The 23684-nt window shown below is 52.6% G+C and carries 22 protein-coding genes and 1 other RNA gene; 16 read left to right on the top strand and 7 right to left on the bottom strand.

The annotated features are described in order from the left end of the window. Positions 1–117: 117 nt before the first annotated feature. Positions 118–831, top strand: a complete 714-nt coding sequence (locus tag ACSZO4_RS11595) for an EAL domain-containing protein (RefSeq protein WP_437889075.1) — start codon at positions 118–120, stop codon at positions 829–831. A 61-nt stretch (positions 832–892) separates the two neighbouring features. Further along, the gene (selO, locus tag ACSZO4_RS11590; RefSeq protein WP_437889074.1) at positions 893–2335 is read left to right on the top strand and encodes a protein adenylyltransferase SelO; all 1443 of its coding nucleotides are present in this window, start codon (positions 893–895) and stop codon (positions 2333–2335) included. A 10-nt stretch (positions 2336–2345) separates the two neighbouring features. Here selO and hemP read toward each other — a convergent pair whose 3' ends face one another. From hemP to ppsR, 3 genes are all read right to left on the bottom strand, one after another. Beyond that, the gene (hemP, locus tag ACSZO4_RS11585; protein ID WP_437889094.1) at positions 2346–2549 is read right to left on the bottom strand and encodes a hemin uptake protein HemP; all 204 of its coding nucleotides are present in this window, start codon (positions 2547–2549) and stop codon (positions 2346–2348) included. A gap of 150 nt (positions 2550–2699) precedes the next feature. Further along, positions 2700–3746, bottom strand: a complete 1047-nt coding sequence (gene aroH, locus ACSZO4_RS11580; protein WP_437889073.1) for a 3-deoxy-7-phosphoheptulonate synthase AroH — start codon at positions 3744–3746, stop codon at positions 2700–2702. Positions 3747–3899: 153 nt separating this feature from the next. After that, a complete protein-coding gene (ppsR, locus tag ACSZO4_RS11575) occupies positions 3900–4733 on the bottom strand; it encodes a posphoenolpyruvate synthetase regulatory kinase/phosphorylase PpsR (RefSeq protein WP_437889072.1) in 834 nt (277 codons plus the stop codon). A 331-nt stretch (positions 4734–5064) separates the two neighbouring features. Between ppsR and ppsA the strand changes: the two genes are divergently transcribed. Then, positions 5065–7443 (top strand): phosphoenolpyruvate synthase, encoded by a 2379-nt coding sequence (gene ppsA, locus ACSZO4_RS11570; protein WP_437889071.1) that lies wholly within the window; start codon positions 5065–5067, stop codon positions 7441–7443. Positions 7444–7513: 70 nt separating this feature from the next. On the opposite strand, the gene rprA is transcribed toward ppsA, so the two are convergent. Together rprA and ydiK are read right to left on the bottom strand one after the other, a co-directional pair. After that, positions 7514–7621: antisense sRNA RprA (gene rprA, locus ACSZO4_RS11565), an RNA gene on the bottom strand. A gap of 198 nt (positions 7622–7819) precedes the next feature. Further along, a complete protein-coding gene (gene ydiK / locus ACSZO4_RS11560; protein WP_437889070.1) occupies positions 7820–8932 on the bottom strand; it encodes an AI-2E family transporter YdiK in 1113 nt (370 codons plus the stop codon). Between the two features lie 192 nt (positions 8933–9124). Between ydiK and ydiJ the strand changes: the two genes are divergently transcribed. The 3 genes from ydiJ to lpxP all read left to right on the top strand — a co-directional run bounded on the left by ydiJ (position 9125) and on the right by lpxP (position 13724). After that, entirely contained in the window at positions 9125–12181 is a 3057-nt protein-coding gene (ydiJ, locus tag ACSZO4_RS11555) for a D-2-hydroxyglutarate dehydrogenase YdiJ (protein ID WP_437889069.1), read from the top strand. Further along, the gene (gene menI, locus ACSZO4_RS11550) at positions 12178–12588 is read left to right on the top strand and encodes a 1,4-dihydroxy-2-naphthoyl-CoA hydrolase (RefSeq protein WP_437889068.1); all 411 of its coding nucleotides are present in this window, start codon (positions 12178–12180) and stop codon (positions 12586–12588) included. The genes ydiJ and menI overlap by 4 nt, the downstream gene beginning before the upstream one ends. Positions 12589–12806: 218 nt before the next feature. After that, complete coding sequence (lpxP, locus tag ACSZO4_RS11545) at positions 12807–13724, top strand: kdo(2)-lipid IV(A) palmitoleoyltransferase (protein WP_437889066.1); 918 nt, start codon at positions 12807–12809, stop codon at positions 13722–13724. Positions 13725–13833: 109 nt separating this feature from the next. On the opposite strand, the gene ACSZO4_RS11540 is transcribed toward lpxP, so the two are convergent. After that, positions 13834–14043 carry a hypothetical protein gene (locus ACSZO4_RS11540; RefSeq protein WP_437889065.1) on the bottom strand — a complete coding sequence of 70 codons (210 nt, stop codon included), beginning with the start codon at positions 14041–14043 and terminating at the stop codon, positions 13834–13836. A 179-nt stretch (positions 14044–14222) separates the two neighbouring features. On the opposite strand from ACSZO4_RS11540, the gene zinT reads away from it, so the two are divergent. From zinT to ldtE, 10 genes are all read left to right on the top strand, one after another. Then, complete coding sequence (gene zinT / locus ACSZO4_RS11535) at positions 14223–14873, top strand: metal-binding protein ZinT (protein WP_437889064.1); 651 nt, start codon at positions 14223–14225, stop codon at positions 14871–14873. Positions 14874–14984: 111 nt separating this feature from the next. Further along, positions 14985–15623 (top strand): leucine efflux protein LeuE, encoded by a 639-nt coding sequence (leuE, locus tag ACSZO4_RS11530; protein WP_437889063.1) that lies wholly within the window; start codon positions 14985–14987, stop codon positions 15621–15623. A 133-nt stretch (positions 15624–15756) separates the two neighbouring features. Beyond that, entirely contained in the window at positions 15757–15993 is a 237-nt protein-coding gene (locus tag ACSZO4_RS11525) for a DUF1272 domain-containing protein (protein WP_437889061.1), read from the top strand. 399 nt (positions 15994–16392) lie between these two features. After that, the gene (gene sufA, locus ACSZO4_RS11520) at positions 16393–16761 is read left to right on the top strand and encodes a Fe-S cluster assembly scaffold SufA (protein WP_437889060.1); all 369 of its coding nucleotides are present in this window, start codon (positions 16393–16395) and stop codon (positions 16759–16761) included. A gap of 8 nt (positions 16762–16769) precedes the next feature. Next, complete coding sequence (sufB, locus tag ACSZO4_RS11515) at positions 16770–18254, top strand: Fe-S cluster assembly protein SufB (protein ID WP_437889059.1); 1485 nt, start codon at positions 16770–16772, stop codon at positions 18252–18254. 16 nt (positions 18255–18270) lie between these two features. Then, positions 18271–19017, top strand: a complete 747-nt coding sequence (gene sufC, locus ACSZO4_RS11510) for a Fe-S cluster assembly ATPase SufC (RefSeq protein WP_437889058.1) — start codon at positions 18271–18273, stop codon at positions 19015–19017. Further along, the gene (gene sufD / locus ACSZO4_RS11505) at positions 18992–20263 is read left to right on the top strand and encodes a Fe-S cluster assembly protein SufD (RefSeq protein ID WP_437889057.1); all 1272 of its coding nucleotides are present in this window, start codon (positions 18992–18994) and stop codon (positions 20261–20263) included. Before sufC ends, sufD begins: the two co-directional genes overlap by 26 nt. Next, entirely contained in the window at positions 20260–21480 is a 1221-nt protein-coding gene (sufS, locus tag ACSZO4_RS11500; protein ID WP_437889056.1) for a cysteine desulfurase SufS, read from the top strand. The genes sufD and sufS overlap by 4 nt, the downstream gene beginning before the upstream one ends. Before the next feature lie 12 nt (positions 21481–21492). Next, positions 21493–21909, top strand: coding sequence for a cysteine desulfuration protein SufE (gene sufE / locus ACSZO4_RS11495; RefSeq protein ID WP_437889055.1), 417 nt, complete (start codon positions 21493–21495; stop codon positions 21907–21909). 95 nt (positions 21910–22004) lie between these two features. Then, positions 22005–23024 carry a L,D-transpeptidase LdtE gene (ldtE, locus tag ACSZO4_RS11490; protein WP_437889054.1) on the top strand — a complete coding sequence of 340 codons (1020 nt, stop codon included), beginning with the start codon at positions 22005–22007 and terminating at the stop codon, positions 23022–23024. A gap of 69 nt (positions 23025–23093) precedes the next feature. Here ldtE and ACSZO4_RS11485 read toward each other — a convergent pair whose 3' ends face one another. Continuing rightward, positions 23094–23330, bottom strand: coding sequence for a major outer membrane lipoprotein (locus ACSZO4_RS11485; protein ID WP_437430426.1), 237 nt, complete (start codon positions 23328–23330; stop codon positions 23094–23096). Between the last annotated feature and the right edge of the window lie 354 nt (positions 23331–23684).

Below are 23684 nucleotides of genomic sequence, written 5' to 3'. Positions count from 1 at the left end.
ATATTTAGACAAAATAATGGAAATTCATGAAGTCTGACTTATCAAAATCAACTATGTTGAGAGTGTTCGCATTTATTTTTCGATGCCGGATCTCACCCATAATACGGGGCTGGCGAAATGTTTGTATCTTTAGATGACACCTACCGCACAGAGCTTTCTTTTCTGCCTGCCCGCAGTGGGTTTGGTATGCTTGTCGGGCTGGAAATGGTGGTCGATTTTGTTGGGAAATCGAACAATGTCAGAGCACCTGCTAACTTACTTCTCCCACGCTTAGCCACGGCTGATGCTCTGGCGCTATTCAGGGAGCAACTGGATTTAGCCGAAGCATGCAAATTGTTTTTTATGCAACACCAGCTGATCGCGTGGATCCATATTCACCCTGCGGTGGTTGATGCGCTTCTGCGTGATCAGCAACTGGCTGAAAGGGTCAGCAAGCTGCCTTTCCTGGAACTGGCGATTACTGAGAGTTTTCCCGATTTAAACCTTGGCCGGGAAAACGAACCCCTGACATTGTTGTGTGAGCGTTATCCGGTGATTCTGGCGAATTTTGGCGCTGGAACCATCACCTCAAAAGCCATATTTGATGGTTTATTTGAACGGGTGGCGCTGGATAAAGATTTTATTCATCAGCGGTTAACGTCGCGATCCTTTGAGCCCTTTATGCGGGCGATTGTGTCGCAAATATCACCTTATTGTCGTTCCGTCATGATTGCGGGTATCGACAACGAAAAAACGCTCAAGCGCGTTGCGCCTTATCAGTTCAGCGCAATGCAGGGGCATCTCTGGCCTGCGGTAGCGGTGCCTATGATCACCAGTCTGGTCCATGCCTGAGCTTTAATTTAACCCCTTTTTAACATTCCATAAACGCACTACAATGAAGACAGGAGGAACCATGACCCTGTCTTTTATTACCCGCTGGCGCGATGAGCTGCCAGGATCTTATAGCGCGCAGTTACCGACTCCTTTAGATAATGCCCGTTTGCTCTGGCATAACGCCGCACTGGCTGATGAGTTGGGCGTAGCGCCATCGTTGTTCATCCCGCCATCAGGCGCTGGCGTCTGGGGAGGCGAAGCTCTGCTGCCAGGCATGTCACCTCTGGCGCAGGTTTACAGTGGACACCAGTTTGGCGTCTGGGCGGGCCAGCTTGGCGACGGGCGCGGCATTCTGCTGGGGGAACAATTGCTGGCCGATGGCACCAGCCTCGACTGGCACCTGAAAGGTGCCGGATTGACGCCATACTCACGTATGGGAGACGGGCGGGCAGTGCTGCGCTCCACGCTGCGTGAGAGCCTGGCGTCAGAGGCGATGCATGCGCTGGGCATTCCGACTACGCGCGCCTTATCAGTGGTGACCAGCGATACGCCGGTTTACCGCGAGAGCGCTGAATCGGGTGCCATGATGATACGCATCGCGCAGAGCCACGTCCGTTTTGGTCATTTTGAACATTTTTACTATCGCCGAGAGCCTGAAAACGTGCGTCGACTTGCGGATTATATGATCCGTCATTACTGGCCGCACTTGCAGGATGAAGCGGACAAATACCTGCTCTGGTTTAACGATGTCATCAGGCGAACTGCATTGTTGATTGCCCACTGGCAGGCCGTCGGCTTTGCTCATGGGGTAATGAACACCGACAACATGTCGATTCTCGGGTTGACCATTGACTACGGTCCCTTTGGTTTTCTTGATGATTACCAGCCGGATTATATTTGTAACCACTCTGATTATCAGGGGCGCTACAGCTTTGAAAACCAGCCGAGCATTGCGCTCTGGAACCTCCAGAGACTGGCACAGACGCTCTCGCCCTTTATCAGCGTTGATGGACTGAATAATGCGTTAGAGAGCTATCAGACTGTTTTACTGACCCAATACGGCAGGTTAATGCGCCAGAAACTGGGCTTTTTTACTCAGCAAAAAGCGGACAATGAACTGCTCAGTGAGCTGTTCTCACTGATGACGCGTGAAGGAAGCGATTACACTCGCACATTTCGTCTGCTGGGCCATACACAACAGCATGATGCACAATCCCCATTACGCGATGAGTTTATCGACAGGGATGCTTTTGACCACTGGTTTGCCCGTTATCGTAAACGGTTACAGGAGGAAAACGTGGATGATGCGCGTCGCCAGGAGTCGATGTTAAGCGTGAATCCGGCGGTGGTGTTACGTAACTGGCTGGCACAGCGTGCGATTGAGCAGGCAGAGCAGGGGAATACGGAAGAACTTTACCGTTTACATGCGGTGCTGCGGGAGCCTTTTAGCGACGGGCACCCTGAGTACAGTAAGCGTCCGCCTGAGTGGGGCAAACGTCTGGAGGTGAGTTGCTCCAGCTAAGCCATGCGGCTTATTTGGTGAGGATTAACTTCCCTGCCTGGGTTTGGCGCAGCAGATATTCCTGTCCCTGGTGTTCAATCACCACCCGGGCGGCCGCGCCAAGCAATGTCTGGCTGCTGATCCGGCGATCGGTGGGAAGAATACTGGCAGGGTTAGCGTTTGCAGAATTTGCGCAAGGCGGCTCAGTCTGAGCGGATGTTTTGTCCCTGGTCAACATAAGAAATCGCAATGATAGTCAATTTACAATGATAATCATTATCGATGCATCTTCTGATAGCAGCAAGTATTATTCTTAAGAATGATAAGGTTACTTAATCAGGAAAATCAGGAAATTGCCTGCCAGGGATACTGGCAGGCGAAGAGATTACAGACGAGTAGCTACTGCGGCGGCGAGTTTTTCCAGCAGACGTTCGCTGTCTTCCCAGCCGAGGCAAGGGTCAGTGATTGATTGCCCGTAAACCAGAGGCTGACCCGCAACCACTTTTTGCGTGCCTTCCTGCAGGAAACTCTCGGCCATAATACCGGCGATAGCCGTTGAGCCCGCCCGAATTTGCTGGCAGATATCGTCACAGACGTCGAGTTGACGACGGTGCTGTTTCTGGCAGTTGCCATGACTAAAGTCGACCACAAGATGTTCGGGAAGACTGAATTCGCGCAGGGTTGCACAGGCACTGGCAATATCTTCAGCGTAGAAATTGGGTTTTTTCCCGCCACGCATAATAATGTGGCCGTAAGGGTTTCCGCTGGTCTGGTAGATGGTCATCTGACCGGTTTTATCCGGCGAGAGGAACATATGACTGGCACGGGAAGCACGGATCGCATCAACAGCAATCACGGTGTTACCGTCGGTGCCATTTTTAAAACCTACCGGGCAGGAGAGCGCGGAGGCCATCTCACGGTGGATCTGGCTTTCGGTGGTCCGCGCGCCAATCGCGCCCCAGCAGATCAAATCAGCAATAAACTGCCCGGTGACCATATCGAGAAATTCTGTTGCCGTCGGTACACCCAGCGCGTTTACCGCCAGCAGCAGCTTGCGAGCCAGTTCGATGCCATGGTTAACCCGGTAGCTGCCATTCAGATCAGGATCGGAAATCAACCCTTTCCAGCCGACGACCGTGCGCGGTTTTTCAAAATAGGTACGCATCACGATTTCCAGCTGCGCGCCATATTTTTCGCGTAATGTCTGTAAACGGCGGGCGTAGTCCATTGCGGCATCCAGATCGTGGATCGAACAAGGACCAATGATCACCAGCAGTCGTGGGTCTTCACCATTGAGGATTTTTTCAATACGGCGACGGGATTGTGTTACATGCTCCGCTACCTCAGGGGGCACGGGATGGCGCTGCGCAAGTTCGGCTGGGGTCACCAGACTTTCGATGCGCGCAGTGCGGAGTTCATCGGTTTTATTCATCAGAATTCTCAAAAAATTTTGTGCTCAAACGGCCATATGCCGAAGGCGATGCCACACCTTAAACCAATCCGTACTTTATTCAATAAGCAGGTGTGCCAGGTGTCACATCCAAGGCCTGCATAATAGCAAAAACAGACCTCGTGTACTAGCCTGTTAGTACATGCGGCGACTGAGCCCCATAATATCGAGAATTTTGGTCGCCATCTCCTCAACGGAGTAGTTGGTGCTGTTGAGCCAGGGGATTTGATTCTTGCGGTAAAGCGCTTCCACTTCGGTGACTTCCATGCGGCACTGGCGCATGGAAGCGTAGCGGCTGTTCTCCCGGCGCTCTTCACGGATGGCGGCAAGACGTTCAGGATTAATGGTCAGACCAAATAGTTTATGCTGTAACGGCTTCAGTGCGGCAGGCAAAATCAAATTATCCATGTCATCAGCAATAAAAGGATAATTCGCTGCACGAATACCAAATTGCATCGCCAGATAAAGACTTGTGGGGGTTTTACCGCAGCGAGAAACACCCAATAAAATCACCTGAGCCTGATCCAGGTTGCGCAATGAAATACCATCATCATGTGCCAGTGTGTAATCAATGGCGGCAATCCGGGCATCATATTTAATGAGGTTGCCAGGATTTAACCCATGGGTGCGATGAGCAATAGGTGTCGGCTCTAACTTTAATTCCTGTTGCAAAGGAGCAACCAGCGCCTGAACGATATCCTGGCAAAAACCTTCACACTGTAAAATAATCGTGCGGATTTCCGGCAATACGATGGAATAAAATACCAAAGGCCTGATGCCGGATTGCTGATAAATAGCATCAATCTGCTCTTTTACTGCTCTGGCGCGGCTTTCATTCTCAACAAAGGGCAGCGTAATACTGTTGATGGACACCGGAAACTGCGACATCACCGCATGGCCTAATACTTCAGCAGTGATAGCGGTACCATCGGAAATATAAAACACCTGCCTGTCAACAGCGCTGTCCATTATGCTCATCCTGATCGTTTGGGTAATTAACTGAAAGCATAAATTAAAGTTCCGGTTCTGCGTAGAGACTTTTTCTGTTTTCTAAAATGAAACGCTATTTTTATTTTTAATGAAAAGTGTAGTTCACTTTCATTAATGCCACATTAAAAAAAAGGTTGTACTGCTGCGATGATAATCAATGAGTTAGAAAACGGCGGTAAACTGTCCGAAAAGTTGAAAAATAAAATTGCTTGAACGATTCACCGTTTTTTTCAGCGGAATAATTATGCCAGGATGATTTAGTAGTCCGAGCGTTAATTACCCATTTAAATATCACAAAAGGATTGTTTCGATGTCCAATCATGGCTCGTCTCCGCTGGTGCTTTGGTATGACCAACTCGGCATGAATGATGTAGACAGGGTTGGAGGCAAAAATGCCTCCCTTGGTGAAATGATTACTAACCTGTCTGGTATGGGCGTTTCCGTGCCCAATGGTTTTGCGACCACTGCCGATGCCTTTAACCAGTTTCTGGAACAAAGTGGTCTGAACCAGCGCATCTATGACCTGCTGGATAAAACAGACATCGACGATGTTAGCGAGCTGGCGAAAGCCGGTACGCAGATCCGTCAGTGGATTGTCGATACTCCTTTCCAGCCTGCTTTCGAAGAGGCTATTCACGCCGCGTATGCACAGCTCTCTGCCGATGACGACAAGGCCTCCTTTGCGGTGCGCTCGTCTGCGACGGCGGAAGATATGCCCGATGCCTCATTTGCCGGTCAGCAGGAAACCTTCCTCAATGTGCAGGGCTATGACGCGGTGCTGGTGGCGGTGAAACACGTCTTTGCCTCTTTGTTCAACGACAGGGCTATCTCCTATCGTGTTCACCAGGGGTATGACCATCGTGGCGTGGCGCTCTCCGCCGGAGTCCAGCGGATGGTGCGCTCAGATATCGGCTCTGCCGGGGTGATGTTCTCCATTGATACCGAATCGGGCTTTGATCAGGTGGTGTTTATCACCTCGGCCTTTGGTCTGGGAGAGATGGTGGTGCAGGGCGCGGTTAACCCGGATGAGTTTTATGTTCACAAGCCGACCCTCGCGGCCGATCGCCCGGCCATTGTACGCCGCACTATGGGATCGAAAAAGATCCGTATGGTCTATGCCCCGACCCAGGAGCACGGCAAGCAGGTGCGAATTGAAGATGTTGAACAGGCGGCCCGCGACCGTTTCTCTCTGACCGATGCCGAGGTTCTGGCGCTGGCGAAACAGGCCGTGCAAATTGAAAAACATTACGCCCGTCCGATGGATATCGAATGGGCGAAAGATGGGCATACCGGCAAACTGTTTATTGTACAGGCGCGTCCGGAAACTGTCCGCTCACGCAGCAAGGTCATGGAGCGCTATACGCTGCATGCGCAGGGTAAAATCATTGCCGAAGGCCGTGCTATTGGTCAGCGTATTGGCGCCGGCCCGGTGAAAGTCCTCCAGGACATCAGCGAAATGAACCGCATTGAGCCTGGCGATGTGCTGGTGACTGACATGACCGACCCGGACTGGGAACCGATCATGAAAAAGGCCTCGGCGATTGTGACCAATCGCGGCGGCCGTACCTGCCATGCGGCGATTATCGCTCGTGAGTTGGGCATTCCGGCTGTCGTCGGCTGTGGCGATGCAACGGATCGCATCAAAGAGGGGGAGAAAGTCACCGTCTCCTGTGCGGAAGGTGATACGGGCTATGTTTACGCCGAGATGCTGGACTTCAGCGTGAAGAGCTCAAGCATTGAGGAAATGCCGCCGCTGCCGCTGAAGATCATGATGAACGTCGGCAACCCGGACAGAGCATTCGATTTTGCCTGTCTGCCGAACGAAGGGGTCGGACTTGCGCGCCTTGAATTTATTATCAACCGTATGATTGGCGTGCATCCACGTGCCTTGCTGGAGTTCGAAGAGCAGGATGCGAAGGTGCAAAGCGAGATCCGCGAGCTGATGAAAGGCTATGATTCGCCGAAAGAGTTCTACGTTGGCCGTCTGACTGAAGGCATCTCCACGCTGGGGGCGGCGTTCTGGCCGAAACGGGTGATTGTGCGCCTCTCGGACTTTAAATCGAACGAGTACGCCAACCTGGTCGGGGGCGAACGTTACGAGCCGGAAGAAGAGAACCCGATGCTGGGCTTCCGTGGCGCAGGACGTTATGTTGCGGACAGTTTCCGCGATTGCTTCGCCCTCGAATGTGACGCCGTTAAGGGTGTGCGCAACGAAATGGGCCTGACCAATGTGGAAATCATGGTGCCGTTCGTGCGTACCGTTGCGCAGGCCAAAGCGGTGGTGGATGAACTGGCGCGCCAGGGGCTGAAACGCGGCGAGAACGGACTGAAAATCATCATGATGTGCGAGATCCCGTCGAATGCGCTGCTGGCCGAACAGTTCCTCGAATACTTTGACGGCTTCTCTATTGGCTCAAACGATATGACGCAGCTGGCGTTGGGGCTGGATCGTGACTCCGGTGTGGTTTCGGAATTGTTCGATGAACGCAATGAGGCGGTGAAGGCTCTGCTGTCGATGGCGATCCGTGCGGCGAAGAAGCACGGCAAGTATGTCGGCATTTGTGGGCAGGGGCCATCTGACCATGAAGATTTCGCGGCATGGTTGATGGACGAAGGGATTGACAGCCTTTCTCTGAACCCGGACACGGTGGTACAAACCTGGTTGAGCCTGGCTGAATTGCAGAAATAAGCTGGCGTAATGACAAACCCTGTGGCTACGGTCATGGGGTTTTTTTACGTCTGAAGGCGGCAGGAAAAAGATAAAAAAAAGCCCATCGTGGGAGATGGGCAAAGACTACACACAGCAATTCATTGTTTCACTCAGGGGATTTCCATGCTTATAAATCAATGCGTTGATTTATAACCGTGACCTAATAGTAGGCATCCCGATTTTTTGCGTCGATCAGATTCGTCTCATTAGTTAAACAGCCTTGAAGATTTTGCGCGGGTTTTGCCGGTAAACAGCGAGGAAAAGGGTTGCGGATAAATTAATTGATTAGCGGGGCTTAATATTCCCCGGCCAGGAGAAAGCGTTTATGCCTTCACCCGGGCCGGGGCGGCTCTCATCAGCGTGGCAACTCGTCGCTTTGCGGGGCGCTCCCCGCGTCGGGATTGCCGGACGGGGCAGGTACAGGCACTTCATTGACCCATGCGGAGAAAAGCCTCCAGCTTACCGCCAGCAGTACCGGACCAATAAACAGGCCAATCATGCCGAAGGCGATCAATCCGCCAATGACCCCTGAGAGGATCAGGATCAGCGGTAAGTCCGCGCCCATACGTATCAGCATCGGGCGGATAAAGTTATCGAGCGTACCTACCACGCAGCTCCAGACCAGTAGTACCGTGCCCCAGGTCGAATCACCGCTCCAGTAGAGCCAGATAACGGCGGGTATCAGCACGATAAGGGGGCCAAGTTGCACCAGACAGGTCATCAGCATCACTACCGTAAACAGCGTCGCGTAAGGAATGCCGCTAATGGCGAGACCAATACCACCGAGTACGGCCTGCACCAGCGCGGTCACGACCACGCCCAGCGCAACCGCACGAATGGCCTGGCCGGCCAGTACGACGGCGGCATCACCGCGCTGTGCCGCCAGACGAAAGGCAAAGTGGCGGATCCCTTCGGCCACACGCTCTCCTCGCCAGTAAAGCAGTGCGCTAAACAACAACATCAGGCCACAGTGGAGCAGCAAACGGCCAATATGCGCCGCCTGCCCAACAAACCAGGTCGTGGTGCTGCCAACGTAGGGACGTACCTTGGCAAGGATAGCGCTGCCGCCCATATCCAGAAGGCTATGCCAGCCCCGGTAGAGTTTATCGCCAATCAGTGGAATGCTGTTCAGCCAGTCCAGTTCAGGCGGGGTAAGCGCACCCGACGTTATCCCGCTGATAACCGGCCCGCTGGTATCGACCAGACTGTTAACGAGCAGAGCGACCGGAATAATAAATACCAATGTCAGCATCAGGGTCATCGCCAGTACGGCCAGCGAACGGCGACCAAAAAGGATACGCTGGACGCGAATAAGCACCGGCCAGGTGGCAATGACCACGGTGCCAGCCCAGGCGAAACCAAGGATAAAGGGCTGAACTACCCACAAACAAGCGATGATCATAAGGGCTAAGAACAGCACCGACAGCATTACCTGTGGCACATCCCTGGATTGCTGTTGAAAAGTCATTGAACGTTTTACCTTTGTAAGAGTGATACGAAATCAACACCGGTAATGATTAATGATTTCAGCGATTTTGGACAGTCAGATTCTGCCCATAATTCTGGTGGGCGTATAAGAAAAAAATGTGATACAACGGTCAATGCTGCAAGCAAACGATTAACTATTCACAACTCTAACAGTCAGGCAGGGTCAAGAGTAATGATCCCACAGATTTCTCAGGCACCAGGCGTCGTTCAATTGGTGCTGAACTTTTTACAGGCACTGGAGCAACAAGGTTTTACCGGCGACACCGCCACAAGTTATGCCGACAGGCTAACTATGGCGACGGATAACAGCATTTACCAGCTGTTGCCCGATGCGGTCGTTTTCCCCCGTTCCACTTCTGACGTTGCTTTAATTACGCAGCTCGCTGCGCAGCCACGTTTCCAGTCGTTAATCTTCACCCCACGCGGCGGTGGAACCGGCACCAATGGCCAGGCGTTGAACCAGGGCATCATTGTCGATATGTCGCGCTACATGAACCGCATTCTGGAAATCAATCCGGAAGAAGGGTGGGTGCGGGTGGAAGCGGGGGTGATTAAAGACCAACTTAACCAGTATCTCAAACCTTACGGCTATTTCTTTGCCCCGGAGCTGTCCACCAGTAACCGCGCCACGCTTGGAGGGATGATCAACACTGATGCCTCCGGGCAGGGCTCGCTGGTGTACGGTAAAACCTCCGATCACGTGCTGGGGGTGCGGGCTGTCTTATTAGGCGGTGACATTCTCGATACGCAGCCGGTACCCGTAGAGCTTGCTCAGACGCTGGGTCAGGCAAATACGGCCGTCGGGCGGATTTACCGGACGGTGTTTGAGCGTTGCCGGGATAATCGTGAACTGATCATCGAGAAATTCCCGAAACTCAACCGTTTCCTTACCGGTTATGATTTACGGCATGTCTTCAATGATGAGATGACCGAATTCGACCTGACCCGGATACTGACCGGGTCGGAAGGTACGCTGGCATTTATCACCGAAGCTCGGCTTGACATTACCCGTCTGCCCAAAGTGCGTCGGCTGGTGAATGTTAAATATGACTCCTTCGATTCAGCGCTGCGCAATGCGCCATTTATGGTGGATGCGCGTGCGCTGTCGGTGGAAACCGTGGACTCGAAAGTACTCAATCTGGCGCGGGAAGATATCGTCTGGCATTCCGTCAAAGAGCTGATTACTGACGTGCCGGACAAAACGCTGCTCGGCCTGAACATCGTCGAATTTGCCGGGGATGATGGTGAGCTTATCGACAGCCAGGTCACTTCGCTGTGCGCGCGTCTGGATACCCTGATGGCGCAAGGCGAGGGCGGGGTCATCGGCTGGCAGATTTGCGACGATCTTGCCGGAATCGAGCGTATCTATGCGATGCGTAAAAAAGCCGTCGGCCTGCTGGGTAACGCGAAAGGTGCGGCCAAGCCGATCCCCTTCGCTGAAGATACCTGTGTGCCGCCGGAGCATCTGGCTGACTACATCGTTGAATTTCGTGCCCTGCTCGACAGTCACGGCCTGAGCTATGGCATGTTTGGCCATGTTGATGCCGGGGTACTGCACGTACGTCCGGCACTTGATATGTGTGACCCGCAGCAAGAGATCCTGATGAAATCAATCTCTGATGACGTGGTGGCGCTGACGGCCAAATATGGCGGCCTGCTGTGGGGTGAACACGGCAAGGGGTTCCGCGCCGAGTACAGCCCGGCCTTCTTTGGCGAGCAATTGTACGGCGAGTTACGCAAGGTTAAGGCGGCCTTCGATCCGCACAACCGTCTGAATCCTGGGAAAATCTGCCCGCCGGAAGGTGTGGATGCCCCCATGAAGCAGGTGGATGACGTGAAGCGCGGCAACTTTGACAGGCAGATCCCCATCGCGGTGCGTACTTCCTGGCGTGGCGCCATGGAGTGTAACGGTAACGGCCTGTGCTTTAACTTCGATGTGAAAAGCCCGATGTGTCCGTCGATGAAAATATCTGGCTATCGCATTCACTCTCCCAAAGGACGTGCAACCCTGGTGCGTGAATGGCTGCGTTTGCTGGCCGATCGCGGTGTGGATCCGGTGAAGCTCGAAAAAGAGATGCCGGAAAAACGCGCCAGCCTGCGCACCTTAATTGAGCGCACCCGTAACAGCTGGCATGCGCGGAAAGGGGAATATGATTTTTCCCATGAAGTGAAAGAAGCAATGTCCGGTTGTCTGGCCTGTAAAGCCTGTTCGACCCAGTGCCCGATCAAGATTGACGTCCCGGATTTCCGTTCCCGTTTCCTGCAACTCTACCACACGCGTTACCTGCGCCCGATGCGCGATCATCTGGTGGCGAGCGTGGAAATGTATGCTCCCCTGATGGCCAGGGCGCCGAAGACCTTTAACTTCTTTTTGAGTCAGCCATGGGTGCGTTCACTGTCGAAAAAACATATTGGCATGGTGGATTTGCCGCTGCTGTCCACGCCGTCGCTCCAGCGCCAGATGGTGGGGCACGCCTCCGCTAATCTTACGCTTGAGCAACTTGAGCTGCTCAGTGACGAACAAAAAGCGAAAACCGTGCTGGTGGTTCAGGATCCCTTTACCAGCTACTACGATGCGCAGGTGGTGAGCGACTTTGTCCGTCTGGTGGAAAAACTGGGGCTGCAACCGGTCGTGCTGCCGTTCTCACCCAACGGTAAAGCGCAGCACATCAAAGGATTCCTGCACCGCTTTGCCAGAACCGCGCAAAAAACATCCGACTTCCTCAATCGCGTTGCGCAACTCGGGATGCCGATGGTAGGTGTTGATCCGGCGCTGGTGCTTTGTTATCGCGACGAGTACAAACAGGTACTTGGCGATAAACGCGGTGACTTCCATGTCATGCTGGTGCATGAATGGCTGTCGCTGGCGCTTGATGGCGTTGAAGCGCGAACGCCTGGCGGCGAGCCCTGGTATCTGTTCGGCCACTGTACCGAAGTGACGGCGTTGCCGACCTCGCCGGGACAGTGGGCGGGCATTTTTGCCCGTCTGGGCGCGAAACTGGAAAATGTCAGTGTCGGTTGTTGCGGCATGGCAGGAACCTACGGTCACGAAGTGAAAAACCATGCCAATTCTCTTGGCATCTATGAACTCTCCTGGCATCAGGCAATGCAGCGTTTGCCACGCAGCCGCTGCCTTGCCGCTGGCTATTCCTGTCGCAGCCAGGTGAAACGAGTGGAAGGGAATGGCGTTCGCCATCCTCTACAGGCGCTACTGGAGATAATTGGATGATCTGGAAACGTGCAGTTACCCTCGAAGCACTCAACAGCATGGGTGAGGGCAATATGGTCAGCCTGCTGGATATTCGTTTTGAGCGCATCAGTGAGGATGCGCTGGAAGCCAGTATGCCAGTGGACAGCCGTACCCATCAGCCCTTTGGCCTGCTACACGGCGGTGCCTCGGTGGTACTGGCTGAAACCTTAGGCTCGGTGGCAGGGTATTTATGCACGGACGGCGAACAGCAGGTGGTTGGCGTGGAGGTTAATGCCAACCATCTTCGTTCGGTAAGATCCGGGCGCGTGCGCGGCGTATGCCGCGCACTGCATACGGGGAAGCGTCATCAGGTCTGGCAGATTGATATCTTTGATGAACAGAACAAGCTTTGCTGTTCATCGCGTCTGACAACGGCGATAATTTAGTGTTAATTGCGGCAGGTTATACCTGCCGTAAAAATTCATACTATCTTCATCATTCTTTACACGGCTAATTTAGCTGTCTGTGCTATATTGCGCTTTAGATATATCTCATAACACCACCATTTATTGGTGTGTGGCGCTGTAACGCATAAAGACCTAATGACCGGATTCATTGTTTCCTTAAGCGCTACATTTTTCAGGCTTTAAGGTAATAAATAAGCATGCGTAGTTCATTTAACATCGCGTTTCAGCATCCGCGTCACTGGGTGACCTGGTCTGGTCTTGGGCTGCTCTGGTTGCTCGTTCAACTTCCCTATCCCGTCCTGTCCCGACTTGGCGAAACCCTCGGGAAACTCTCCCGACCCTTTCTCAAACGTCGTGAACGTATTGCCCGACGTAATCTTGAATTGTGCTTCCCGGAGATGAGCGCCGAAAAACGCGAAGTGATGATCGAAAAAAACTTCAGAGCGCTGGGGATGGGGTTATTCGAAACCGGTATGGCCTGGTTCTGGCCGGACAGACGCGTACGCCGTTGGTTTGACGTTGAAGGATACCAGAATCTGCTTGATGCTCAGGCTGACCGCAAAGGCGTAATGGTGGTGGGTGTCCACTTTATGTCCCTTGAACTGGGCGGGCGCGTCATGGGACTGTGTCAGCCCATGATGGCCACCTATCGGCCGCATAACAACGCGCTGATGGAGTGGGTGCAAACCCGTGGCCGCATGCGTTCGAATAAATCGATGATCGACCGCCGCAATCTGAAAGGGCTGGTCAGTGAACTGAGAAAAGGCGAAGCCGTTTGGTTTGCCCCGGATCAGGATTATGGGCGCAAGGGCAGTACCTTTGCTCCGTTCTTCTCCGTTGTCAGTGCCGCGACCACCAACGGGACCTATGTGCTCTCACGCCTGTCGGGCGCACATATGCTGACAGTTACCATGGTTCGCAAAACCGATCGCTCTGGCTATCGGTTGCATATCGGTAAGGCGTTGACGGATTATCCGTCGCAGGATGAATACGAAGCAGCACGCTATATCAACAGGGTGATTGAGCAGGAGATCATGCGCGCCCCGGAACAGTACCTCTGGATCCATCGCCGCTTTAAAACGCGTCCACTGGGCGAAGCCTCGTTATACCTGTAAATGATATTGCCCAATCGGTGTCACCTCGATTGGGCGAACCCACCGCACGCAATGCTAAAAGCAAAACCCGGAAAACGCATTTATCAGGTGGATGCCGCGCTTTTTGACGTCAGTCGAGGGCTGGAATGGCAACCCCTTTTAACTTGATGACGAAGTGATTGTCATGACGGGTTATTTTTGCACCTTGATCGCAATATTCCGCAGAGAGCTGAAAAAAGGTATCTGCATCAACGTCAAATGCCAGTTCAACCTCGTTCTGCTTTCCGGAATTAAGCATCAGATACGCCTGACTCAAGCTGTGTGCTTTAGCAATAGACATGAAATATGACCTCATCAAAATGACGAAATGGTTAAAATGCGACCACTGGTTTATAGCAGGGGATGCTGAAATTTCAAGCAGCAGAAGTATGAGTAAAGAGACTCAGTTTCATTATGTTGAAATGAGTAATGTTATAATATAACATTTACGACTCATTAATAATGATAGAGGGTTACACTTTGGCACGTCATTTGGGTAAATCAGCAATCCTTCTGGGTACACTGCTTGTCAGCAGTCAGGCATTCGCGCATGGACATCATTCGCATGGCACACCGCTGACGGAGAAGGAGCAACAAGCCTCTGAAGGGGTGTTTGATAACAAGGATGTAAAAGACAGAAATCTGTCGGACTGGGACGGCGTGTGGCAGTCCGTTTATCCTTATCTGGTCAGCGGCGATCTTGATCCGGTGTTTAAAAAGAAGGCGGAGAAGGACAAGAGCAAATCCTTTGAAGAGATCAAAGCCTATTACCAGAAAGGCTATATTACGGACGTCGACACCATCGGTATTGAAGATGGGGTCATGGAATTCCATATCGGCGACAACGTGAGCAGCTGTAAGTACGACTACGCCGGTTACAAGATCCTGACATACACCTCCGGTAAGAAGGGCGTGCGCTATCTGTTCGAATGTAAGGATGCCAGCAGCAAAGCGCCGAAATTTGTCCAGTTCAGCGATCACACCATCGCGCCACGCAAATCCGCGCACTACCACATTTTTATGGGCAACACCTCTCAGGCCGCCTTGCTGGAAGAGATGGACAACTGGCCAACCTATTATCCTTACCAGTTGAAAAAAGAAGAAGTGGTGGATGAGATGCTGCATCATTAATAAAGCGAAATATTATTTCCGGAAAGCTCGCTGCGGCGAGCTTTTTTTATCGCAGGGCTTTCGGTAGCATAGGGGTTTACTCGGGTTAAGTGGATGTATCAGGGAGGAATTGTGTTTGCTGAATATGGTGTGATTAGTTTCTGGTCCTATGTTATTGGCGCCATTTTTATTATTTTGGTTCCAGGGCCCAACACCTTCTTTGTTCTGAAAACCAGCATTGCCGGCGGCTTAAAAAATGGTTATACGGCGGCGGCAGGGGTCTTCCTTGGCGATGCCATATTGATGTTCCTCGCTTATGCCGGTGTGGCGACGCTGATTAAAACAACGCCGCTATTATTCAGCATTGTGCGCTATCTTGGGGCTATCTACCTGCTGTGGCTGGGGTTGAAAATGCTCTACAGCACGCTGTTACGCGCCAATAAAGCAGAGCAGGAGCATGAGGTTCACAAAGGGGATATCTTCAGACGTTCGCTGGTGCTGAGCCTGACCAATCCCAAGGCAATACTGTTTTATGTCTCCTTTTTTGTGCAGTTTATTGATATCCACTACACCAGTCCGGGGATGTCGTTCTTTATCATGGGGGTGACGCTTGAAATGATCAGCATCTCTTATTTTAGTTTTTTGATTATTTCGGGCTCGTACGTCACGCAGTTGGTGAAGACCAGAAAGCGTCTTGCCAGACTGGGCAATTCACTGATTGGTTTGCTTTTCGTGGGCTTTGCGGCCCGTCTGGCGACCCTGCAATCCTGATCCGAACTCTGAACCGTCTCAGGCTTGCTGTTGACCTCAACGCGAGCCTGGAAATCACTTTTCGTGGCCGAATAAACCTGCTATTTCTTAAACGGTTTCCCAATGGTGTGAAGCTAACTTTGAGGACTGCCGTATGCTGGAATTAAGGCCCGGGTGTGAATGTTGCAATACTGACTTACCAGGCGATTCGGCCGATGCGCTGATTTGCTCCTTCGAATGCACGTTTTGTCGTAATTGCGCCACTAAACTGGCGATGCGTTGCCCCAATTGCGGCGGGGAACTGGTCAGTCGCCCTCGTCGGTCAGCGGAAAAACTGGTTAATAATCCAGCCTCAACGACGCGGACTTATCATCCTCAGGGCTGCGCCTGAAACCTTGCTTCAGTGTTTCATTTCTATTATCCCCTTATTTTTGCAGTGGATAATTAGCATCCCTGTCAGCTCCTGTTTTGTGATCAAGATAACTTTTCTTTCCGAACCGCCGTTTCACACCACAGATTTTTTTACCTTCCTATCTTAAAAATAGGCATTGCCTATGCATCTTTAAATCTTTTTCTTTTTATTGCCTGCGGCAAAAAATAGCCATTATTTATCAATTCATTAAACAATTTTTCACTTGTCTGTAAAGCGTTGACACAGGGTCTATGCTTATAACAGGTGCTGAAAAAACACGCAGTGTATGAATGACCCTACGGAATAGAGGTTGAAGTGATAATCATTATCACTAACATAGTGTTATGCCCTTCAGGCTTAATGACATGAGGTAGACCCATGGAATCGCAATCAGAAACGTTTAATCCGGCCGATTTTATCTGGCGGGGGCTGACATTGAGCCCCAGCGCAGCAGAACATATTCGCGCCCTTTGCAGCAAGCAGCCTGGCCTTTTAGGCGTGCGTCTTGGCATCAAGCAAACCGGCTGCGCGGGCTTTGGCTATGTGCTGGATACGGTAAGTGAACCGGACAAAGATGACCTGCTGTTTGAAAATGATGGCGCGCGTCTGTATGTGCCACTTCAGGCGATGCCGTTTATTGACGGAACCGAAGTGGACTATGTGCGTGAAGGGTTAAACCAGTTATTCAAATTCCATAACCCGAAAGCCCAGAACGAATGCGGCTGCGGCGAAAGCTTTGGGGTATAGGCGGTACTATGTCTCGTAATACTGAAGCAACTGACGATGTCAAAACCTGGACCGGGAACCTCAATTATAAAGAGGGTTTTTTCACCCGGCTGAACACTGATGAACTGGCGAAAGGCATCAACGAAGATGAGGTACGCGCCATTTCAGCTAAACGTAATGAACCTGAATGGATGCTGGAGTTCCGCCTGAACGCGTTTCGCGCCTGGCTTGAAATGGAAGAACCGCACTGGCTGAAAGCCCAGTACGAAAAACTGGATTACCAGGATTACAGCTACTACTCTGCGCCATCCTGCGGGAGCTGTGATGATACCTGCGCATCGCAGCCAGGAGCCGTGCAGCAAAGCGGGGCCAATGCCTGGCTGACGGAAGAGGTTGAAGAAGCCTTTAACCAGCTCGGCGTGCCGGTGCGTGAGGGCAAAGAAGTGGCGGTTGACGCTATCTTTGACTCCGTTTCCGTGGCCACCACTTACCGGGAGAAACTCTCTGAACAAGGGATTATTTTCTGCTCTTTCGGTGAGGCTATTCATGACCACCCGGAACTGGTGAAAAAATACCTCGGCACCGTGGTGCCCTCCAATGACAACTTCTTCGCGGCGCTGAACGCGGCGGTCGCGTCTGACGGAACCTTTATCTATATCCCTAAAGGCGTTCGTTGTCCGATGGAGTTATCGACCTATTTTCGCATTAACGCGGAAAAGACCGGGCAGTTCGAACGCACCATTCTGGTAGCCGATGAAGGCAGCTACGTCAGTTATATCGAGGGCTGTTCCGCCCCGGTTCGTGACAGCTACCAGCTGCATGCCGCGGTCGTGGAAGTGATTATTCACCGTGATGCGGAAGTGAAATACTCCACCGTGCAGAACTGGTTCCCCGGCGATAACAACACCGGCGGGATCCTTAACTTCGTGACCAAGCGCGCCTTGTGCGAAGGCGAAAACAGCAAGATGTCCTGGACGCAGTCTGAAACCGGCTCGGCGATCACCTGGAAGTACCCAAGCTGCATTTTGCGCGGCGATAACTCCATTGGCGAGTTCTTCTCCGTGGCACTGACCAGCGGCCATCAGCAGGCCGATACCGGCACCAAGATGATCCATATCGGCAAGAACACCAAATCGACCATCATCGCCAAAGGGATCTCCGCCGGGAAAAGCCAGAACAGCTACCGTGGATTGGTGAAGATCATGCCGAGCGCCACCAACGCGCGTAACTTTACCCAGTGTGACTCGATGCTGATTGGCCCGGACTGTGGCGCGCATACCTTCCCGTATGTGGAATGCCGTAACAACAGCGCCCAGCTTGAGCATGAAGCGACAACGTCGCGCATTGGCGAAGACCAGCTTTTCTACTGCCTGCAACGTGGTATCAGTGAAGATGATGCCATCTCAATGATCGTCAATGGCTTCTGTAAGGACGTGTTCTCTGAGCTACCGCTGGAGTTTGCCGTCGAAGCGCAAAAATTGCTGGCCATCAGCCTCGAACACAGCGTCGGTTAAGAATTAAGGAACAAACATGTTAAGTATTAAAAACCTACAGGTTAGCGTTGAAGATAAAGAGATTCTGCGAGGCTTGAGCCTGGAGGTTCGCCCGGGAGAGGTTCACGCCATTATGGGGCCGAATGGCTCGGGTAAAAGTACGCTGTCGGCGACGCTCGCCGGACGCGAAGATTATGAAGTTACCGGCGGCAGCGTAGAGTACAAAGGCAAAGATCTGCTCGAACTCTCCCCGGAAGACAGGGCCGGAGAAGGGGTATTTATGGCCTTCCAGTATCCGGTGGAAATTCCAGGGGTCAGTAATCAGTTTTTCCTGCAAACCGCACTGAATGCCGTACGCAAGTATCGCGAACAGGATGCGTTGGATCGCTTTGATTTCCAGGACCTGATGGAAGAGAAGATCAAACTGCTGAAAATGCCGGAAGACTTGCTGACCCGCTCCGTCAACGTGGGCTTCTCCGGTGGTGAGAAAAAGCGTAATGACATCCTGCAAATGGCGGTGCTGGAACCGAATCTGTGTATCCTCGATGAAACCGACTCAGGGCTGGACATTGACGCCTTAAAAATCGTTGCCGAAGGGGTAAATGCCCTGCGTGATGAGCAGCGCTCCTTTATCATCGTCACCCACTATCAGCGTATTCTTGATTATATCAAGCCTGACTTCGTGCACGTCCTGTATCAGGGCCGTATCGTCAAATCCGGTGATTTCACGCTGGTTAAGCAACTGGAGGAGCAGGGTTATGGCTGGCTTACCGAACAGCAGTAACGCACTGCAACAGTGGCACCATCTGTTTGAAACGCAGGGGGGAGCGCGCAGCGAAGAGGCACAACAGCATCTGCAACAGATGCTGCGTCTGGGGTTGCCCACTCGCAAGCATGAAAACTGGAAATACACCCCGCTCGATGGTCTGCTTAACAGCGAATTTGTTGCCCGCAAAGGTGAGCTGACTCAGGCTGAGTGTGGGGCGCTGACGCTGCCGGTCGACGCACTGCGTCTGGTGTTTGTCGATGGCTATTTCAATGCTGATTTAAGCGATGACACCAGCGGTTCAGGTTTTAGCATCACCATTAATGATGACAGGCAGCCGCTGGCCGCACCGGTTCAGCCGGATGTGTTTCTGCACCTGACCGAAAGCCTGGCCCACCAGGTGACCCATATCCAGGTCGCGCGCAACCAGCGTCCGGCAAGAACCCTGCTGTTGATGTATATCACGCAGGGCGTGGACGGGGAAGAGATGAATACGGCGCATTATCGCCATCATATCTCTTTAGCCGAAGGCGCAGAGGCGACGGTCTATGAGCATTATGTCAGCCTCAATGCCCATCGCCATTTTACCGGCGCGCGTTTGACGATGGATGTGGCGGCCAATGCCCAACTGCACCATTTCAAAATGGCTTTTGAAAACCCGCAGTGCTACCACTTTGCCCACAATGATATTCGTCTGGCAGGCGATGCGTCAGTAGACAGCCATAGCTTCCTGTTGGGCGGGGCGGTATTGCGCCACAATACCAGCACGCAGCTTAACGGCGAAAACACCACGCTGCGGATGAACAGTCTGGTGATGCCGGTGAATTCTGAAGTCTGCGATACCCGAACCTGGCTTGAACATAACAAGGGCTACTGTAACAGCCGCCAGTTGCACAAAACGATCGTCAACGATAAGGGACGTGCCGTCTTTAATGGTCTGATTAAAGTGGCGCAACATGCGCTGAAGACCGACGGACAGATGACCAACAACAATCTGTTGCTGGGCCGTTTGTCGGAAGTGGATACCAAGCCTCAGCTTGAAATCTATGCTGATGACGTCAAATGCAGTCACGGTGCAACCATCGGTCGCATTGATGATGAGCAGATGTTCTATTTGCGCTCCCGTGGTATTGACCAGCAGGCCGCGCAGAAGATGATCATCTATGCCTTTGCCGCAGAGCTGACCGAAGCCATTGGCGATGAGGCACTGAAACAACAGATACTGGCGCGTATTGGTCAACGTCTTGTGGGAGGCCGCGCATGAGTTTTCCGGTTCAGCGTGTCCGGGCTGACTTTCCGCTTCTGACTCGTGAAGTTAATGGTGTGCCGCTGGCCTATCTTGACAGCGCTGCCAGCGCGCAAAAGCCAAATCAGGTGATTGACGCGGAAGCCGAGTTCTACCGCCATGGCTATGCGGCGGTACACCGTGGCATCCATACCCTCAGTGCCGAAGCGACACAGCGGATGGAAAAAGTCCGTGAGCAGGTAGCCGGTTTCCTCAATGCCCGTTCAGCGGAAGAACTGGTGTTTGTCCGTGGCACGACGGAGGGCATCAATCTGGTTGCCAATAGCTGGGGCGGCAGCCAGGTCGGAGCGGGGGATAACATCATCATCAGTGCGATGGAGCACCACGCCAACATTGTGCCCTGGCAGATGCTGTGTGAGCGTACAGGCGCAGAACTGCGCGTGATCCCGCTTAATCAGGATGGCACGCTGCAACAGGATGCTCTGCCGGGACTGATTGACGGGCGCACGCGTCTGTTGGCCATCACTCAGGTATCCAACGTGCTGGGTACCGAAAACCCGGTGGCAGACATGATTGCTTTAGCCCATCAGCACGGTGTCAAAGTGCTGGTCGACGGCGCTCAGGCGGTGATGCATCACCAGGTCGATGTGCAGGCGATGGACTGTGATTTCTACCTCTTTTCCGGGCACAAGCTGTACGGGCCAACGGGGATTGGCGTGCTGTATGTGAAAGAGAACATCCTGCAGGCTATGCCGCCCTGGGAAGGCGGGGGAGCGATGATTGCCACCGTCAGCCTGACCGAAGGTACGACTTATGCTAAAGCGCCGTGGCGCTTTGAAGCAGGATCCCCCAACACCGGCGGCATTATCGGCCTGGGGGCGGCGATTGATTACGTCAGTGCGCTTGGCATGGACAATATCGCTCGCTATGAGCAGTCGCTGATGGATTATGCCTTGCAGGCGCTGGCCGGGGTACCGGATTTGACGCTGTACGGTCCGGCGCAGCGGTTGGGGGTTATCGCCTTTAATCTGGGTAAACACCATGCCTACGATGTGGGAAGCTTCCTCGATAATTATGGGGTGGCGGTGCGGACCGGTCACCACTGCGCCATGCCGCTGATGGCATTTTACAATGTCCCGGCAATGTGCCGCGCATCGCTTGTGATGTATAACACGCAGGAAGAGGTGGATCGTCTGGTAGCTGGCCTGAAACGCATCCATCAGTTGTTGGGTTAAGAGAGAAACGAGATGGCTGTATTACCGGATAAAGAGAAGCTTCTGCGCAATCTGGAACGCTGTAGCAACTGGGAAGAGAAGTATCTGTATATTATTGAGTTGGGTCAGCGTTTATCGCCTTTAGATGAGAGTGCGCGGATCCCGGCCAATATTATTCAGGGCTGTCAAAGTCAGGTCTGGATTATTATGCAACCTGGTGATGATGGTGTGATTAAATTATCGGGCGACAGTGACGCGGCTATCGTGAAAGGACTGATTGCGGTGGTTTTCATTCTGTACCAGCAGATGACGGCGCAGGACATTGTGGCATTCGATGTCCGGCCGTGGTTTGAAAAGATGTCCCTGACTCAACACCTTACGCCTTCCCGCTCGCAGGGGCTTGAAGCGATGATCCGCGCAATTCGCACCAAAGCTCACAACATTAGCTAAACTCAACAGACAGCTTTCATCCTGTTATGCGAGGTGGTTTGCCGCCTCGCTGGCTTTCCGTTTTCGGCCTGTGCCGTCGATACAGGAGCTTTCTCATGAAACGCGCGTCACTCATCATAATAAGTCTTATCGGCGCGTACAGCGCCTCACACGCAGCCTGGGCGGTAGATTATCCTCTTCCTGCGCCGGGTAGTCGCCTTATCGGGCAAAACCAGACTTACACCGTACAAAGCGGAGATAAGAATCTGCAGGCTATCGCCCGGCGTTTCGACACCGGGGCAATGCTTATTCTTGCTGCCAATAACACCATTGCGCCGGTACCAGGCCCCGGAACCCAGGTGACTATTCCGTCGCAAATGCTGCTGCCGGATACGCCGCGCGAAGGGATTGTGGTCAACCTTACTGAACTGCGGCTCTACTATTTCCCGCCTGGTAAAAATATTGTTCAGGTCTTCCCGCTGGGTATTGGCCAGCTCGGGCTTGAGACGCCGGTGAGCGTTACCCGGGTGAGTCAGAAGATCCCTAATCCGACCTGGACACCTACAGCGGGTATTCGCGCCCGTTCACAGGCGATGGGCATCACGCTGCCGCCCGTTGTACCCGCAGGGCCAAATAACCCGCTGGGACGTTTTGCGCTGCGTTTAGGCATTGGTAACGGTGAATACCTTATCCACGGCACCAACGCGCCTGACAGCGTGGGGCTACGCGCCAGTTCAGGCTGTATGCGGATGAATGCGGCGGATATTGAGACACTGTTCTCACAGGTCACCACCGGCACCCGAGTGGCCATCATCAATGAGCCGGTAAAATATGCGATAGAGCCTGATGGCCGGCATTTTATCGAAGTACATCGCCCGTTAACGCAGGCGCAGGAGGAAAACCCTCAGACACTGCCTATCTCATTTTCAGCGACTCTTGCAGGGGCAATAGAGCAGGGCGGTGGCGATCGGGCGATTATCGATAAGGCGCTGGATCGTCGGGCGGGTTATCCGGTCGCTGTCCCGGCAAATAAAGACAGTCAGCTGGTTACGCAGGGGACGATTTCGGTGCAAAACCGTGAGATGACGTCTGGAGCGGGGAGTGATGAAGAGGGAGCGGCGACGGCGACGCAGTGATTCAGTAACGGGGTAAATCGCAGGCAAAAAAAATGGCGCACAATGTGCGCCATTTCAACACAGGTACTATTACTTACGGTATTTAGTAGCCTGGTTGTCCAAACGCTGGTTAGCGCGAGCTGCGTCGTCTTTAGCAGCCTGAACGTCGGAACGGATTGCGTTCACGTCGTTGCTCAGCTGGTCAACTTTAGCGTTCAGAGTCTGAACGTCAGAAGACAGCTGATCGATTTTAGCATTGCTGGAGCAACCAGCCAGCAGAGTAGAAGCCAGGATTACCGCGCCCAGTACCAGTTTAGTACGATTCATTATAAATACCCTCTAGATTGAGTTAATCTCCATGTAGCGTTACAAGTATTACACAAAGTTTTTTAGGATGAGAATATTTTTTTGATGTGAAGCCACTTAAATTTGATCGTTCGCTCAAAGAAACAGCGACTTTGAATAAAGGGTTAAAAAAAGTGTGATAAAACAGCAAGCTTCCATCGGATTCATCTTAGATAATAGGGAGTTTAAATAGTGAATTCCGATTTGCTTTTTTTATTTGGGTTAATGCGGGATAAATAAAAAAAGCGCCCTGAGGCGCTTTCAGACTGCTGACAAAGTCCTGGCCGTGAGGCCGGGACTTTGATCTAATTAAGTCAGTGCAATTAACGGACTGAC

This window comes from Phytobacter sp. V91, assembly GCF_965644225.1.
Taxonomy (GTDB): domain Bacteria; phylum Pseudomonadota; class Gammaproteobacteria; order Enterobacterales; family Enterobacteriaceae; genus CBFFRJ01.
This window is presented reverse-complemented; position numbering and strand designations above follow the sequence as displayed.